Here is a 14,295-nt window from a genome sequence, read left to right on the forward strand (position 1 = left end):
AGGTCCCGCCGACCGTGAACCGAAGAACGAGCCGCACCGCGGCCGTCGCCGCCGCACTCGCCGGTCTCCTCCTCGCGGTGCTCCCGCCCGCCGGGACCGCCACCGCCGCCACCGCGACCTACACGAACCCCGTGACCGCAGGCACCGTCGACACCTTTCCCGACCCCTCCATGATCCGCGGCAAGGACGGCTACTGGTACGCCTACGGAACCCAGAACCCGGTGTTCCAGACGCGGGGCCAGACGTCCGAACGGATCCTTCCCGTCCTGAAGTCGGCCGACCTCACCCACTGGACGTACGCGGGGGAGGTCTTCACCCCACAGACCCAGCCCGCCTGGCACGGCGGCTCCCGGCTCTGGGCCCCCGACATCCGCTACACCGACGGCCACTACAACCTCTTCTACTCCGTGCCGGACAAGGACACCGTCGGAGTGGCGACCGCTCCCACCCCGACCGGTCCGTGGACCGACGGCGGCGCGGTACTGCCCGCCGACAGCGGATGCGCCACGGGCGACATCGACGAGGCCCAGTTCACCGACGTGGGCGGCCGGCCGTATCTGTACTGGGGCAGCTACGACACGATCTGCGTCGCCCGGATGAACGGCGACCGCACCCGCGTCGAGGGCGCCGTCACCCAGGTCGCGCAGGGTCGGCGCGTGGAGGGCGGCTTCGTCGTCCGACGCGACGGCTACTACTACCTCTTCTACTCGGACGCGGGCTGCTGCGACGGCGCCTACAGCGGCTACCAGGTGAAGGTGGGCCGCGCGACCAGCCCGACGGGCCCCTTCACCGACGACCGGGGCGTCGACCTGATGTCTCCCGTCAGCAAGGGCGGCATCGTCGTCGGCGGCAGCGACCGCTGGATCGGGCCCGGCCACAACGCCCTCCAGACCGACCTGGCCGGGCAGGACTGGCTCGTCTACCACGCCATCCCCGCGAACGACCCCGACCTCGACCCGGTCCCCGGCATCGACCGCACCCTCAGCAGACGGCCCATGGCGATCGACCGGCTCGACTGGATCGACGGGTGGCCCGTCCTGCGGGCCGGAGCCGGACCCTCCTCCACCGCGCAGCAGTCCCCGGTCACCACCTGGGCGGCCGGCTCCACCTTCAACGACGGGTCGCTCGGCGCATGGCAGCCCCAGGGCTCCGGCACGGCCGGCTGGACCACGGCCACCGAACAGGACTCCGGCACCTTCGTCACCCACTCCGCCGGCACCGACCCCGCCTACCTGGTCACCTCCGCGCAGGCTCCCGCCCGGACCCGCGCCGAGGCCGACCTGCGGGTGACGAGCACGGGCGGCGCGGCGGGCCTGGTCCTCGCGTACCAGGACACCGGCAACCACGTCGCGGCCTGGCTCGACCGGAACCGCAACGCCCTGGTCACCGACGTCCGCGTGGACGGCGTCAGTGCGGGGGAGCAGATCACGGCACTGCCGTCCGGCTTCCAGTGGACCGCGTGGCGCAACGTCGCCGCCGAACTGCGCGGCACCCGCCTCACCGTCGAGGTCAGCGCCGACCGGCTGCACGACGCCGTCGCCACCCAGACCCGTACCCTCCCGGCCGCCGCGGCCCGGTCCGGGAAGGTGGGCGTGGCGGCCAGGGGCGCCGGAGCCTCGGCCGACAACGTGGGCGCGGCGCCGCTCTACACCCCGGTCACCCAGCGGGTCGCCGACCCGTCGCCGGGTGCCCCGCTGCCCGCGTACAGCGACGAGTTCGAGTCGGCGGCCCTGTCCTCGGCCTGGACCTGGGTACGAGGTCCGGCCGCCGGGGTCACGACCGGCGACGGCGCCCTGTCCTGGCCCACCCAGAACGCCGAGCTGAACCTCGGCACGAACATGGCCTCCGTCCTCGCCCGGGACGCCCCCGCCGGCGACTTCGTCGTGGAGACCCGGTTGCGGCTGACCAACGGGCCGGGCAACCAGCAGGCGGGGCTCGTCCTCTACGGGAACGACGACCGCTACTTCAAGCTCGTGCACGCCGTGCTGCCGCTGAGCCACACGGCCGGAAAGGTCACCCACGTCACCGAGTTCGCCAAGGAGGGTGCCCGGCCCACCACCACACCGCCGACCGCGGTGGCCTACGGGCCGATGTTCGGGGGGCCCGTCGCGGACACCCTCTGGATGCGGCTCGCGTACCACGCCGACACCGCGGGCGGAGAGCACGAGGTGCGGGCCGCCACCAGCACCGACGGTGTGCACTGGACGTGGACGGGGGTGTGGTCGCTGCCCCGGGAGCAGGCGCTGAGGATCGGTCTCGTCTCGCTCGACACGGCGGGCGCCACGGCCCGTTTCGACTACCTGCGCACCTACGCTTACGCCCCCTGATCCGGGCGTCCGGCCGACGGTGGCCCGCCTCCCCACGGGGATGCGGGCCACCGTCGTAGGACCGTGTCGTTCACCCGGCGGCGGTCACCCGTGTCGTGAGGAAGTCCAGCAGCGCGGTGTTGAACCGGTCGGGCCGTTCGGCGCCCGGCAGGTGGCCGGCGCCGTCGATGACGGTCAGGACCGCGTGCGGGACGAGGGCGCGAAGGGCCTCGGCGTCGGCGACCGGTGTGTACGCGTCGTCGGCTCCGACGACGATGAGGACCGGGGACCGGACGGCGGCGAGCGTGTCGCGGTAGTCGGGCCGTTCGGCCCGGCCGCGCAGAGCAGCCGCGGCACCCCGGGGATCGGTGGAACGCATCATGGCGAGCACGCGAGCGGCCACGTCGGGCATCGCGGTGACGTTGTACGCGGCGAGCATCTTGCCGATGACCTCGCCCGCGTAACCGTCCATCCCCTCGGCCAGGAGCCGGTCGGCCATCCTGTTGCGGACGGCCTTCCCCTCGTCCGTCTCGGCCGGTGCCGAGGTGTCCGACAGCACGAGGGCGCGCACCCGCCCGGCATGACTTCGCTGCATCTCCATGGCGATCTGTCCGCCCATCGACACCCCGCCGACCACGGCCCGGTCGATGCCCAGGTGGTCGAGCAGCCCGACGAGGTCGTCGGCGAACGCCTGGAGGTGTACGGAACCCTCCTGGACCCCGCTGTCGCCGTAGCCGCGCAGGTCCGGGGTGACGACACGATGTCCGGCGGCGACGAGGGCGGCCACCTGGGGTGCCCACAGGGTCCTGTTGAAGGGATGCCCGTGGATCAGTAGCACGGGGAGTCCGGTGGCCGGACCGGAGTCGTCGTAGTGGATCGTCGTGCCACGCAGCGCCAGTGAGGTCATGGCGCGCACCCTAGCTTCAAGATCGTCGCAACCCAAGATCGTCTCCTGGTCCCGAGACCGCCCGGCGGGCGGGGTGTCGGGCGGACGCGACGGGGCGGTGCCGGTGCACCGGGGGCTGGGGTGACCGGCTGTGGGCCCTGTGGCTACCGGCCGCCGGGCCGGCGCGTGTCGTGCGAGGCGAAGAGGTCCTGCTGCTCGGCGGCGACGGGGGAGTCGGGGCCGTTCCCGCCCGCGGACCTGGAGCGCTCGCGGGCGGACTTGTTCCACTCGCCCTCGCCCAGGATCAGGACCGGATCGAACATGACGATCGCCCCGGCGAGGATGAGGAAGATGACCGGGCCGATCAGCATCGGCAGCAGGAGCGAGGCGCCGGACTGGCCGTTCGCGACCTGGGTGGACGTGTTGTGCAGGTGGACGCTCACCGCGGCCATGCCGGTGTAGTGCATGCCGGTGACCGCCAGTCCCATCACGAGGCTGGCTCCGAGCGAACGCAGGAAGCCCTGCACGGAGACGGCGGCCCACAGCGCCGCTGTCGCCGCCACCAGGGCGATGACCAGGGACAGCGCCACGGTGACCGTGTCGTAGCGCAGGTCGCCGTTGAGCCGCATGGCGAACATGCCGAGGTAGTGCATGGTCGCGACGCCGATACCGGTGATGCTGCCGCCCACGGCCAGAGAGGCTCGGGTGGCCCCGCGACTGCCGACGATGAAGACGCCCGCCGAGACCACGACGATCGCCACGACCAGGCTGAGGATGGTCAGCGGTATGTCGTACGTGATGGATGTCTGCTGTACGGAGAAGCCGGTCATGGCGATGAAGTGCATCGTCCAGATGCCGCAGCCCAGCGAGGCGGCTCCGAGGGCGAGCCAGCCCGTCCGCCAGCCGGGCTCGTGGTGGATCGTGCGGACCACGCAGCGCAGTCCGAGTGCCGAACCCACGCAGGCCATGACGTAGGCCGCCACTGGTGTGACCAGCCCGTAACTGAACCCGTCGATCGTTCCGTTCATCCGCTCCCTGATCCTTTATCTGCCTATGAGGAACGACATTGAGCCCTTTTTCAGCCACTGTCAGCAAGGCCTTACCGGCGGTAGTTATTGAAACTTGCACGATCGTTATCGGTTCGGTGTCGGAGCGACGGTCCTGACGGGAGGCCGGGTGGGGTCCGGAGAGGGTGCTGCAGAGCCCGGACCGGGAATTTCGTGCGGCTTCGACGCCTTGTGCAGAGCGATGGCCGTGTCGTCGCGGCGGTGGGGGAGAACGACCGCCGGGGGTGTGTGCGACGGCAGCCGTGCGAGCCTGACGGAAAGACGGAAGAAGGGTGTGTGCGATGAGCCGGAACGAGGAGAAGGCGCTGCTGGCGGGCGGCTGCTTCTGGGGCGTGCAGGAGCTGATCAGGACGTTCCCGGGTGTCCTGGACACGCGGGTGGGATACAGCGGAGGCGATGTCCCGAACGCGACGTACCGGAACCACGGCACGCACGCCGAGGCGATCGAGATCACCTTCGATCCCACGAAGACCGACTACCGGACGATCCTGGAGTACTTCTTCCAGATCCACGACCCGTCGACGAAGAACCGGCAGGGCAACGACATCGGTCTCAGCTACCGGTCCGCGATCTACTACTTCGACGACGAGCAGAAGCGGGTCGCCGAGGACACCATCGCCGATGTCGACGCCTCCGGTCTGTGGCCCGGCAAGGTCGTGACCGAGGTCGTGCCGGCCGGTCCGTTCTGGGAGGCGGAGCCGGAGCACCAGGACTACCTCCAGCGCTACCCCGACGGATACACCTGCCACTTCGTCCGCCCGAACTGGCGGCTGCCGAAGCGCGCGCAGGCCTGAGTCCGACCGAAGCCCCCGTACCGGCACGCGCTGCCGGTACGGGGGCTTTCGGCTGCTCCGAGAGGTCCGTTCGCGTCCCGTCGCGGACTTCCTACCGGGCTGCCGCGGCAGAGGCGAGGGTCTGGACGAGCGCGGCGAGGCCCTGCGTGTAGATGCCGTGGAACAGGGCCACCGCGTCGGCGTCGCTGATGCCGTCGGGGGTGAAGGAGCCGGACCACTCCACGCGGGCCCTGCCCGGCTCACCGGTCTCGTGCACGGTGAGCGTCGACCGGTAGCCGGTGACCGGGAACGGGGCCCGCAGGATGGAGTAGCCGTAGGTGCGGTGCTCGTCGTCGAAGGTCTGGAGGCGTTCGACGATCACCTCACCGTCCTCGTTCTCCAGGCGGCGCACCCGTCCACCCTCGCTCAGCTCGCTGACGGGGATGTAGGGAAGCCAGTCGGGCAGCGAACCGAAGCCGCCGACGAGCTGCCAGACGCGGTCGGGCGAGGCGTCGATGTCGATGGACGCGGTGGTCGTGGCCACGGGGGTCTCCTTCGAAGCGTGGGGGTGATGTGGGTCAGGCGGCGGTGACGGGCACGGGGGCGTCCTCGGCCATCAGCCGCTCCTCGCGCAGCTCGGCCCAGAATCCGGCCGGGATGCTCTCGCCGAGAGCCGCCACGTCCTCGGCGATACGGCTCGGCCTGGTCGCGCCCGGGATCGCGGCGGCCGTCGCCGGGTGGGCCAGGGAGAACTGCAGCGCGGCGGACTTGATGCCGACGCCGTGCCGCCGGGTCACCGCCTTGATCCGCTCGACCTTGTCGACGATGTGCGCGGGTGCCTGCTGGTACTCGAAGTGCGCGCCGCCGGCGAGGATGCCCGAGCTGTACGGGCCGCCGACCACGACGTCGACGCCCTGCGCCGCGGCGGACGGCAGCAGACGCTGGAGGGCGCGGTCGTGGTCGAGCAGCGTGTACCGGCCGGCCAGCAGGAACGCGTCGGGCTTCGGCTCGTCCAGGTCCAGGGTGAGCTCCAGCGGCTCCACCCGGTTCACGCCCAGCCCCCAGGCCTTGATGACCCCCTCCTCGCGCAGTTTCTGCAGCACTCGGAAGGCGCCGGTGCGGGCGCTCTCGTACGCCGCGAGCCACTCGTCCCCGTAGAAGTCCTGGGCGACGTCGTGCACCCACACGATGTCGAGGCGGTCGGTCCGCAGACGCTTCAGGCTGTCCTCGATGGACCGCAGGGTGGCGTCGGCGGAGTAGTCGTTGACCATCTTGTTCGGCCGGCCGTGTTCGAAGAGGCCGCCCTTCTCGCCGAGGTCACGGGCCCCCGGGTCCTCGGTCTCGTCGAGGATCACGCGGCCGACCTTCGTGCTCAGGACGAAGTCCTCGCGCGGATGCCGCGCCAGCACCTCGCCGAGGCGGATCTCGGAGAGGCCCGCCCCGTAGAAGGGGGCCGTGTCGAAGTAGCGGATGCCCTGGTCCCAGGCTGCCTCGACGGTGGCCGCGGCCTCCTCGTCGGGGATGGCACGGAACATGTTGCCGAGCGGCGCGGTGCCGAAACCGAGCGCTCCGGGCAGAAGGGACGTGATGCTCATGAAGGAATCCTCGCAATGGTGGTTCGGACGGATAAGGGGCCGGATGGTCGATCCGTCGGCCTTGCGTGTTCGAGGTTAGGATCCCTACATGAGACTGTCCAAGACTTGCTCGGACACACTTGAGTCCTCCGAGGTCCTACATGCTTGACCTGCGACAACTGCGCTACTTCGTCGCCGTGGCCGAGGCCGAACACGTCGGCCGCGCCGCCGAGCGGCTGCACATCTCCCAGTCGCCGCTCAGCCGGCAGATCGCCCAGCTGGAGAAGAACCTGGGGCTCACCCTGTTCGAACGCAGCCAGCAGCGCATCCGGCTCACCTCCGACGGCCGGGTCTTCCTGACCGAGGCGCGCGCCCTGCTGCGCCACGCGGACCGCCTGGAGAACCTCGGCCGGCGCCTCGGCCGGGGCGAGGAGGGCGGCCTGTGCATCGGCTACGTCGCCGACGCCATGCACACCGGCGTCCTGCCCTCCGCGCTGCGGACCCTGCGCGAACACCGCCCCGGCATCCATGTCGCGCTCTACGACCAGGAGTCGGCCGCACAGTTCGAGGGCCTGCGTCAGCGCAGCCTGGACATCGCGCTCGTCCGCACCCCGCCCGGCGACGACGACCCGGACCTGGACGCGGCTCCCCTGCTCCGGGACCCGCTGCTCCTCGTCCTGCCCGCGGAGCACCCACTCGCGGCGCAGGACGACCTGACCCCCGAGGCGCTCGACGGCCAACCCTGGATCGCGGTCGGCGACGCCCAGGACCCGGCATGGCGCGACACGTTCGTCGCGTCCTGCGTCGCCTCCGGCTTCGCCCCGGACATCCGACTCGACGCGGCCGACCCCCTCACCGCGCTCGGCCTGGTCGCCTCCGGCCTCGGCCTCGCGCTCATCCAGCGGAGCATGGTCCGCGGCACCGCCGACGGTGTCGCCGTCCGTGAACTGCCCTGGTACGAAGGGTCCATCCAGCTGTGGGCCGCCTGGCACCGCGTCGATCTGCGGCCCGTCGTGGCGGAGTTCCGTGCGACGGTCCTCGCGGATCGCGGCGCCCCACGAGCCGAGACGACGGCCTGATCCCGACGGTTCTGCGCCGCTCTACGGTCGGCCGGCACCGGGGTCGCGCGCCGGGCCACCGGGACGCGCCTCGGCGTCCGGGTCGGGTTCGACGGTCAGACCGAGCAGCCGCATCTCGCGCACGGACTTGCCGGCGATCTTGCGGCCGAGCAGCGGACGTCCGTCGTCGTGCCGGTAGACACCGGCCGGCTCGGCGGCCAGCGGCTCCTCCCAGCCGCGATAGAGCGCGGTCAGCCGGACGGCGAAACCGACCAGGAACGCCAGGGGCGCGCTCGCGGCCCGGGGCAGCCCCGCCTGGTCCAGGACGATCCACACCGCGCCCGTGAGCGCGGCGATGGCGACGAACCACTCCCCCCGGACGAACTGCTTCGGCGGCACACCGCACGACACGTCGATGAGGAACCGCCCCGCGGTCGGGCCGACCACGGCGAGCGCCAGCGAACCCAGGACCGGCAGACCCACCTCCACGCCCGTCTGCGCGCCGACGATGGCGTACCAGGGCAGCGCGAACGAGGTGACGAACTGGAAGAGCCCCTCACGGAACAACTGCCCCTTGTCGTAGGCCAGGAGATGGCCGATGACCCCGGCGATCAGACACAGCGTGATGTACGAGGAGTTCGTCAGCGCGGCCGGCACACGGCCCACCAGCACGTCCCGGCTCACTCCGCCGCCGATCCCGCCGAGCAGCGCCATGAGCAGGATGCCGATCACGGTGAAGTTCTTGTAGTGGTCGGGCCGCCGGGCGAGCAGGGCTCCGTTGAGCGCGTTGGTGGTCGCCGCCACGAGGTTGATCAGGGTGCCGCCGCCGGTGAACTCGAACGACGCGAAGCCGACGGTTCCCAGGGCCAGTTGCGTCGCGCTCACAGGATTCCCCCGGTCGGCTGGGGCGAGGCGCTGCTCTCACCGGGCCCGACCGCCTCGCCGGAAGCGGACGTGAGGCGGTCGGGCCACGTGCGGACGGGCACGCTCAGGGGGTGACGATGGCGAAGTCGGGGTCCGGAGTGTCGAGCAGACCCACGAGCGTGGCGAAGACCTGTGGATCGCCCTGGACCTGTACGCCGTCCATCCCCTGGCCCGCGAGGAGCGCGAGCAGTCGGGGCTTCGTCAGGGTCAGGGTGAGGTCGGCCGACGGCGCCGCGCCCGCCTCGCCGGTCGCGGTCTCGGTACTGCGGTACGTCAGCGCCCCGTTGGACAGCTGGATTCGCCAGGTGCGCCCCTCGTCGGTGAGGTGCCACGTCATGGTGAGCTTCTCGTCCCAGGCGCGCGGACCGTCGACGCGGATCGCGAGCGAGTCGATGAGCATGTCGACGGTCAGCGCCATGGCCATCTCGGGGTTCGTCGAGTCCAGCGTGGTGTGCGCGACGCTGCCCCGCAGTTCCTGCGCGCCCATCAGGTAGAAGTTCCGCCACGGGCCGTTCTCGCAGCCGTGACCGAGCCGCTCGTACACGCCGGCGAGCGCCTGCTTGGCGTCCGCGTCGTCCGGTGCGGCGAAGACCGCGTGTCCGAGGAGCGTCGCGGCGAAACGCAGGTCGCCCGCGGAGGCGTACTCCCGACCCTTGGCGACGAGTGCGGGGACGCCGCCGTAGTCGGCGGCGAAGCGCTGGGCCAGCTCGGTCGGCGGGTGCTCCCACAGGTGCGCGGGATTCCCGTCGAACCAGCCCATGTAACGCTGGTAGATGGCCTTGGCGTTGTGGCTGATGGAACCGTAGTAGCCGCGGTTGGCCCACCGGTTCGCGACGGCCGGAGGCAGCTCGATCCGCTCGGCGATCTCGGTGCCGGTCAGCCCCTGGTTGGTCATGCGAAGGGTCTGGTCGTGCAGATAGGCCCACATGTCGCGCTGCCCGGCGAGGTGTTCGACGATCCGATCACGGCCCCAGGTCGGCCAGTGGTGGGAGGCGAACGCGACGTCGGCCTGGTCGGCGAACAGGGCGATCGTCTCGTTCAGGTAGTGCGCCCAGATCCGGGTGTCCCGCACGACCGCGCCGCGCAGGGTCAGGATGTTGTGCATGTTGTGCGTGGCGTTCTCCGCCATGCACAGGGCCCGCCGGTCCGGGAAGGAGAAGTTCATCTCCGAGGGCGCCTCGGTGTCCGGCGTCATCTGGAAGACGATCCGCACCCCGTCGACGGTCTCCTCCTGCCCGGTGTGCGTGATGTCGAGCGTCGGCGGTACGAGGGTGATGGTGCCCTTGGACGTCGTCATGCCGAGCCCGGCGCTGATCTGCCCGGCGGGCCCCTTGTCGAGTTCGGCGCCGTACATGTACACGGCGCGGCGGGTCATCGCGCCGCCCGCGTACACGTTCTCCGCGACGGCGTGCTCCAGGAAGCCGGCCGGGGCGATCACCGGCACCGGCGCGTGGCCGTGCGGCAGGACACCGCGCGAGCCGCCGAAGTGGTCGCCGTGCGAGTGCGTGTAGATCAGCCCCGTGACCGGGCGCTCTCCCCGGTGTTCGCGGTACAGCGCCAGCGCGGCGGCGGCGTTCTCGGCCGAGATCAACGGATCGATGACGATGACACCCGTGTCGCCCTCGACCAGCGTCATGTTCGACAGGTCCAGGTTCCGGACCTGGTAGATGCCTTCGGTCACCTCGAAGAGCCCCTGCTTGTTGCACAGCTGGCTCTGCCGCCACAGGCTCGGGTGCGCGGTGTCCGGACATTCCGCGTCCAGGAACGCGTACGCGTCGCCGTCCCAGACCACCCGGCCGTCCTCGGCACGGATGACCGCCGGCTCCAGAGCGGCGACGAAACCCCGCTCGGCGTCGTCGAAGTCGGACCTGTCGGCGTAGTCGAGAGTGCTCATACGACATGAATAACTCGGACCTGCGTCAACCCAAACAAACTGCCCCACCGGTCCGGGCCGGTGCGTTCCGGGCGGACCGACCCGATGCGTACGGTCGTGCGACCGCTCCACCCGAAGAGCACCGCTCGGGGGTCCCCGCGCGCATCCGGGCCTGACCTGCCGGTACGGTGCCTTCCTGCGGCGTACCTCAACCCGCCTGCGGCAGTTGACCTTCGACGGGGAGCAGGACACCGGATGAGCGCACGTTTCCAGGAACTCGACTGGCAGCCCACCCCGATGGGCGAGATCAGCCTCCGTCGCCGACGCGATCCCTCGTCGGGGGAGGACGTCTTCGAGGTGAAGCTCGGCGACGAGTACCTGATGTCCAGCCTCTTCACCGAGGGCGAGGTCGAACTGACCCGGCTCGGCCTGGCGGAACTGGCCGAGGGTCCGCTCGACGTCGTCGTGGGCGGCCTCGGCCTCGGATACACCGCCCGGACCGCGCTGGACGACCCCAGGGTGCGTTCCCTGGTCGTCGTCGACGCCCTGCCTCAAGTGATCGACTGGCACCGGCGCGGACTCGTACCGCTCGGCACGGGACTGTCGACGGACCCGCGCTGCCGCCTGGTGCGCGGGGACTTCTTCGCCATGGTGACGGGCGATGCGGCGACCGGTGGTTCCGTGCCGTCGGAAGACGCCGGTTCCACGCAGGACACGGCCGTCGCAGCCGACGCCGCGCCCCGTGGGCTGGATCCGGAGAACCCCGGCCGCCGTTTCCACGCGATCCTGCTCGACGTCGACCACTCGCCGCGCCACGTGCTGCACCCCAGCCACGCCGCGCTCTACGGTGTGCCCGGTCTGACGGCCCTGGCCGACCTGCTGCATCCCGGCGGCGTGTTCGCGCTGTGGTCGAACGACCCGCCGGACGAGGAGTTCGGCGCCGTCCTCGCCCAGGTCTTCACGGACACCGCCGCCCACGTCGTCGACTTCGACAACCCGCTCCAGGGCGGGACCGCGGCGAACACCGTGTACGTCGCCCGCCGCCGCGACTGACGGCCGATCCGACAGGCGGCCCGGCTCCGACGCACCGCTCGACGCGGAGGTCCTCTCCGGGACGTCGTGGGCGCTCGCCCTACCGGACCGGTGGGGCGAACTCGGGCTGGTCCAGCAGGCGCAGCCAGCTTCCGTCCGGCTGACGGCGGACGACCTGGGCCCGCGCACCGGCCCCGTCCCTCGGTGGCGTCGAGGTCAGTGCGATGTCGCCGCTGACCAGCGTCGGCAGCGGCTGCTCCGGCTCGAAGCGCGGGCCACCGGCCAGCACCTTCTCCCACAGGGCGCGGATCGCCTCGCGACCCACCGTGAACGCGCCGGGCGGGTAGGCCATCACCGCGCCCTCCTCGTACAGGGCGGCGACTCCGGCCGCGTCACCGGCGTTGGACCGTTCGACGAACAGTCGGGTGAGGTCCTCGGGCCGCTGGGCCTTCGCATGCTCCGACATGGGATTCTCCGCTTCGTTTCGTCCGGTGTCCCTCCAGCGTGGTCTCCCGGCGATCAGAAGTCCAACAGATGGATGTGCTGGGAGCTAGAATTACCAGTCATGGACTTGAGGCAGCTGGAGTACTTCGTCGCGGTCGCCGAGGAGCAGAACTTCACGCGGGCGGCCGAGCGCGTACACATCAGCCAGTCCGGGGTCAGCGCTCAGATCCGCCGGCTCGAGCACGAGCTCGGTGCCGAGCTCTTCGACCGCTCGGGACGTACCGCCACCCTCACCGTCGCGGGAAAGGCGGCACTCGGACCGGCCCGCGCCGCACTCGCGGCGGCCGAGGCGGTGGGCCAGGCGGTGGGGCAGGTGACCGGGCTCATCCGGGGCCGGCTCACGGTCGGCATGGTCACCGGTTGCACGATCGCCCCGCTCTTCGACGCCCTCGCCGCCTTCCACGAGGCCCATCCCGGCGTCGACATCTCCCTCCTGGAGGACACCTCCGACCGGCTGGTCGAAGGGGTGCGCGCCGGCGTCGTCGATCTCGCCCTGGTCGGCACCGCGACCACCGCCCCCGACGGACTGGAGACGTTGACCATCATCAGCGAGCGGCTCGTCGCGGCCGTCCCGCACGGACATCCGCTCGCGGAACGGCGAAGGGTGAGGCTGCGCGACCTGACCGCTCACCCCATCGTGTGCATGCCGGTCGGCACGGGCCTCCGTACCGTCTTCGACCGCGCCTGCGCCGCACAGGGCCTCCAGCCGGCGATCGCGCTGCAGGCCAGCGCCGCGGACGCCATCGTCGACCTGGCCGCTCGCGGGCTCGGCGTCGCCGTCCTCAGCGACTCGATGGCCGCGGAACACCGCGACCGGCTCACCGCCCGGACCATCGACGACGTCGAGGCACCCGCCTTGCTCGCCCTGGTCTGGAGGGGCTCGGACAACGCGTCGGTACGGGAGTTCCTCGTCCACGGCCGACGGGCGTTCGGGAAGCCCGCCGCCGCCTAGGCGTTTCCGTGGCGGGGTGCCGCCCCGGCCACACTCAGGTGCGGAGAACCGCGTCGAGAGCCCGGACGAGTTCGCCGACCGGCCCGCCTCCGGGCGGGGCGACCGGCAGACGGCCCAGCACGGTCCTGACCGCGGTCGGCGCGTGATCGCGAGCCCGTGCGAGGGCCTCCGCGGCGGCGCCTGTGCTTTCGGTGCCTGCTGCCGACGCGAGTTCTTCCGCCCTCGCCGCGTGAGCCGCGGCGCCCAGGATGTGTTTCACCTGATGAGCACTCGCCTTGGGATGCAGATACGCGGCGGCGGCCGCATGGCTCGCCGCACGGGCCGCGTCGGCCGCGGCGGGGGAGAGGGACGGCTCGCGGGACGCCTTGAACGCCGCCCAGGCGCTCTGCCGCAGAGCGCCGGTGCGCCGTCCGCCCGCCGCGAAGACGCGGGCCGCGTCGACGGCGTCACGGGGGCGCGTGTCGGAGGGAAGGTCCCGTTCGAAGAGCGGCAGCACCGGGCACGCGCAGTCGGCCGCGTATCCCGCGATCACACGGAGTTCGTCCTCGGACAGCTCGATGGTCTCCGGGGCGTTCGGCTTGTTCGGCACGGGCGCCATCCTCCCTCGGACCGGCCCTCGGTGCGGAACCGCGCCGACCTGGTCCCCGAACTCGCCCCTTCTACCGGGGCGTTGGCAGCCCGTGAGGGTGGTGGTTCAGATGCTCGGCCTCGTCCTGCCGCCGTCCGACTCCTGGTGCGCGTAGCGCTGCTCCCGCCACGGGTCACCGATGCTGTGGTAGCCGCGGTCCTCCCAGAAGCCCCGGCGCTCCTCGGTGAGGTACTCGACGGCGCGGAGCCACTTGGTGCTCTTGTAGCCGTACAGGTGCGGCACGACCAGACGCAGCGGGAACCCGTGCTCGGCGGTGAGGGGCTCGTCGTCGTGGTGCGTGACCAGCAGGGTCTGCGGTGCCGTGAAGTCGGCCAGACGGACGTTGGAGGTGTACCCGTACTCGGCCCACGTCATGACGTGCGTGACCTCCGGGGCGGGTGGTACCAGCTCCAGCAGGGCCGCGGCGGGGATCCCGTACCACTCGTGGTCGGTGGAGGTGGGCCCGGAGGCGCAGTGCAGATCGGCGACCACCGTCGCGTGCGGCAGGGTGGTCAGTTCCTCGAAGGTCCAAGTGCGTTCGACGCCGCCCGCGGTGGCGCCGAAGACCCGGAGGTTCCAGCGCTCGGGGCGGAAGCGGGGGACAGGCCCGTAGTGCGAGACGGGCCAGCCGTTCACATGGTGCTGACCGGGAGGAATGCGTCGGGCCAGGTCGGCGGCGGCCTCGACTGCGCTGTGTCGGTCTCTGGCCACGCGGGTG

Annotated in this window: 14 protein-coding genes; 5 read left to right on the top strand and 9 right to left on the bottom strand. The window is 71.4% G+C overall.

The features are described from left to right. Nucleotides 1-14: 14 nt before the first annotated feature. The gene (locus AB0C62_RS07300) at nucleotides 15-2,327 is read left to right on the top strand and encodes a family 43 glycosylhydrolase (protein WP_362970416.1); all 2,313 of its coding nucleotides are present in this window, start codon (nucleotides 15-17) and stop codon (nucleotides 2,325-2,327) included. 70 nt (nucleotides 2,328-2,397) lie between these two features. On the opposite strand, the gene AB0C62_RS07305 is transcribed toward AB0C62_RS07300, so the two are convergent. After that, the gene (locus tag AB0C62_RS07305) at nucleotides 2,398-3,213 is read right to left on the bottom strand and encodes an alpha/beta fold hydrolase (protein WP_362970418.1); all 816 of its coding nucleotides are present in this window, start codon (nucleotides 3,211-3,213) and stop codon (nucleotides 2,398-2,400) included. Between the two features lie 143 nt (nucleotides 3,214-3,356). Continuing rightward, on the bottom strand, nucleotides 3,357-4,220 hold the full coding sequence (locus AB0C62_RS07310) for an MHYT domain-containing protein (protein WP_362970420.1): 864 nt from the start codon (nucleotides 4,218-4,220) through the stop codon (nucleotides 3,357-3,359). Nucleotides 4,221-4,540: 320 nt separating this feature from the next. Between AB0C62_RS07310 and msrA the strand changes: the two genes are divergently transcribed. Then, nucleotides 4,541-5,053, top strand: coding sequence for a peptide-methionine (S)-S-oxide reductase MsrA (gene msrA / locus AB0C62_RS07315; RefSeq protein ID WP_081222451.1), 513 nt, complete (start codon nucleotides 4,541-4,543; stop codon nucleotides 5,051-5,053). Between the two features lie 91 nt (nucleotides 5,054-5,144). Here the strand turns inward: msrA and AB0C62_RS07320 are convergent, their stop codons facing one another. Both AB0C62_RS07320 and AB0C62_RS07325 read right to left on the bottom strand, forming a co-directional pair. Further along, nucleotides 5,145-5,576, bottom strand: a complete 432-nt coding sequence (locus tag AB0C62_RS07320) for an SRPBCC family protein (RefSeq protein WP_362970423.1) — start codon at nucleotides 5,574-5,576, stop codon at nucleotides 5,145-5,147. Between the two features lie 34 nt (nucleotides 5,577-5,610). Next, nucleotides 5,611-6,627 (bottom strand): aldo/keto reductase, encoded by a 1,017-nt coding sequence (locus AB0C62_RS07325; protein WP_362970425.1) that lies wholly within the window; start codon nucleotides 6,625-6,627, stop codon nucleotides 5,611-5,613. 140 nt (nucleotides 6,628-6,767) lie between these two features. Between AB0C62_RS07325 and AB0C62_RS07330 the strand changes: the two genes are divergently transcribed. Beyond that, nucleotides 6,768-7,685: a LysR substrate-binding domain-containing protein gene (locus AB0C62_RS07330; protein WP_362970427.1), complete on the top strand. Its 918-nt coding sequence runs from the start codon at nucleotides 6,768-6,770 to the stop codon at nucleotides 7,683-7,685. Between the two features lie 21 nt (nucleotides 7,686-7,706). Here AB0C62_RS07330 and AB0C62_RS07335 read toward each other — a convergent pair whose 3' ends face one another. Together AB0C62_RS07335 and AB0C62_RS07340 are read right to left on the bottom strand one after the other, a co-directional pair. Next, entirely contained in the window at nucleotides 7,707-8,549 is an 843-nt protein-coding gene (locus tag AB0C62_RS07335) for a TRIC cation channel family protein (RefSeq protein ID WP_362970429.1), read from the bottom strand. Between the two features lie 103 nt (nucleotides 8,550-8,652). Beyond that, the gene (locus AB0C62_RS07340; RefSeq protein ID WP_362970431.1) at nucleotides 8,653-10,482 is read right to left on the bottom strand and encodes an alkyl sulfatase dimerization domain-containing protein; all 1,830 of its coding nucleotides are present in this window, start codon (nucleotides 10,480-10,482) and stop codon (nucleotides 8,653-8,655) included. A 234-nt stretch (nucleotides 10,483-10,716) separates the two neighbouring features. Here AB0C62_RS07340 and AB0C62_RS07345 point away from each other — a divergent pair, with 234 nt between their 5' ends. Continuing rightward, on the top strand, nucleotides 10,717-11,514 hold the full coding sequence (locus AB0C62_RS07345; protein ID WP_362970433.1) for a spermidine synthase: 798 nt from the start codon (nucleotides 10,717-10,719) through the stop codon (nucleotides 11,512-11,514). Between the two features lie 79 nt (nucleotides 11,515-11,593). Here AB0C62_RS07345 and AB0C62_RS07350 read toward each other — a convergent pair whose 3' ends face one another. Further along, nucleotides 11,594-11,959: a nuclear transport factor 2 family protein gene (locus AB0C62_RS07350; protein WP_362970435.1), complete on the bottom strand. Its 366-nt coding sequence runs from the start codon at nucleotides 11,957-11,959 to the stop codon at nucleotides 11,594-11,596. Between the two features lie 99 nt (nucleotides 11,960-12,058). Between AB0C62_RS07350 and AB0C62_RS07355 the strand changes: the two genes are divergently transcribed. Further along, the gene (locus AB0C62_RS07355; protein ID WP_362970437.1) at nucleotides 12,059-12,949 is read left to right on the top strand and encodes a LysR family transcriptional regulator; all 891 of its coding nucleotides are present in this window, start codon (nucleotides 12,059-12,061) and stop codon (nucleotides 12,947-12,949) included. Nucleotides 12,950-12,983: 34 nt separating this feature from the next. On the opposite strand, the gene AB0C62_RS07360 is transcribed toward AB0C62_RS07355, so the two are convergent. Together AB0C62_RS07360 and AB0C62_RS07365 are read right to left on the bottom strand one after the other, a co-directional pair. After that, complete coding sequence (locus AB0C62_RS07360) at nucleotides 12,984-13,538, bottom strand: putative immunity protein (RefSeq protein WP_362970439.1); 555 nt, start codon at nucleotides 13,536-13,538, stop codon at nucleotides 12,984-12,986. A 105-nt stretch (nucleotides 13,539-13,643) separates the two neighbouring features. Further along, nucleotides 13,644-14,288 carry a molybdopterin-dependent oxidoreductase gene (locus AB0C62_RS07365; protein ID WP_362970441.1) on the bottom strand — a complete coding sequence of 215 codons (645 nt, stop codon included), beginning with the start codon at nucleotides 14,286-14,288 and terminating at the stop codon, nucleotides 13,644-13,646. Nucleotides 14,289-14,295 lie beyond the last annotated feature (7 nt).

The organism is Streptomyces sp. NPDC048643 (assembly GCF_040650615.1).
Taxonomy (GTDB): domain Bacteria; phylum Actinomycetota; class Actinomycetes; order Streptomycetales; family Streptomycetaceae; genus Streptomyces.

What these genes read in the sequence shown, in the direction of transcription:
- AB0C62_RS07305 (WP_362970418.1), bottom strand. Translation starts at nt 3,213, where the DNA reads ATGACCTCACTGGCGCTGCGTGGCACGACGATCCACTACGACGACTCC.
- AB0C62_RS07310 (WP_362970420.1), bottom strand. Translation starts at nt 4,220, where the DNA reads ATGAACGGAACGATCGACGGGTTCAGTTACGGGCTGGTCACACCAGTG.
- msrA (WP_081222451.1), top strand. Translation starts at nt 4,541, where the DNA reads ATGAGCCGGAACGAGGAGAAGGCGCTGCTGGCGGGCGGCTGCTTCTGG.
- AB0C62_RS07325 (WP_362970425.1), bottom strand. Translation starts at nt 6,627, where the DNA reads ATGAGCATCACGTCCCTTCTGCCCGGAGCGCTCGGTTTCGGCACCGCG.
- AB0C62_RS07330 (WP_362970427.1), top strand. Translation starts at nt 6,768, where the DNA reads ATGCTTGACCTGCGACAACTGCGCTACTTCGTCGCCGTGGCCGAGGCC.
- AB0C62_RS07340 (WP_362970431.1), bottom strand. Translation starts at nt 10,482, where the DNA reads ATGAGCACTCTCGACTACGCCGACAGGTCCGACTTCGACGACGCCGAG.
- AB0C62_RS07345 (WP_362970433.1), top strand. Translation starts at nt 10,717, where the DNA reads ATGAGCGCACGTTTCCAGGAACTCGACTGGCAGCCCACCCCGATGGGC.
- AB0C62_RS07350 (WP_362970435.1), bottom strand. Translation starts at nt 11,959, where the DNA reads ATGTCGGAGCATGCGAAGGCCCAGCGGCCCGAGGACCTCACCCGACTG.
- AB0C62_RS07355 (WP_362970437.1), top strand. Translation starts at nt 12,059, where the DNA reads ATGGACTTGAGGCAGCTGGAGTACTTCGTCGCGGTCGCCGAGGAGCAG.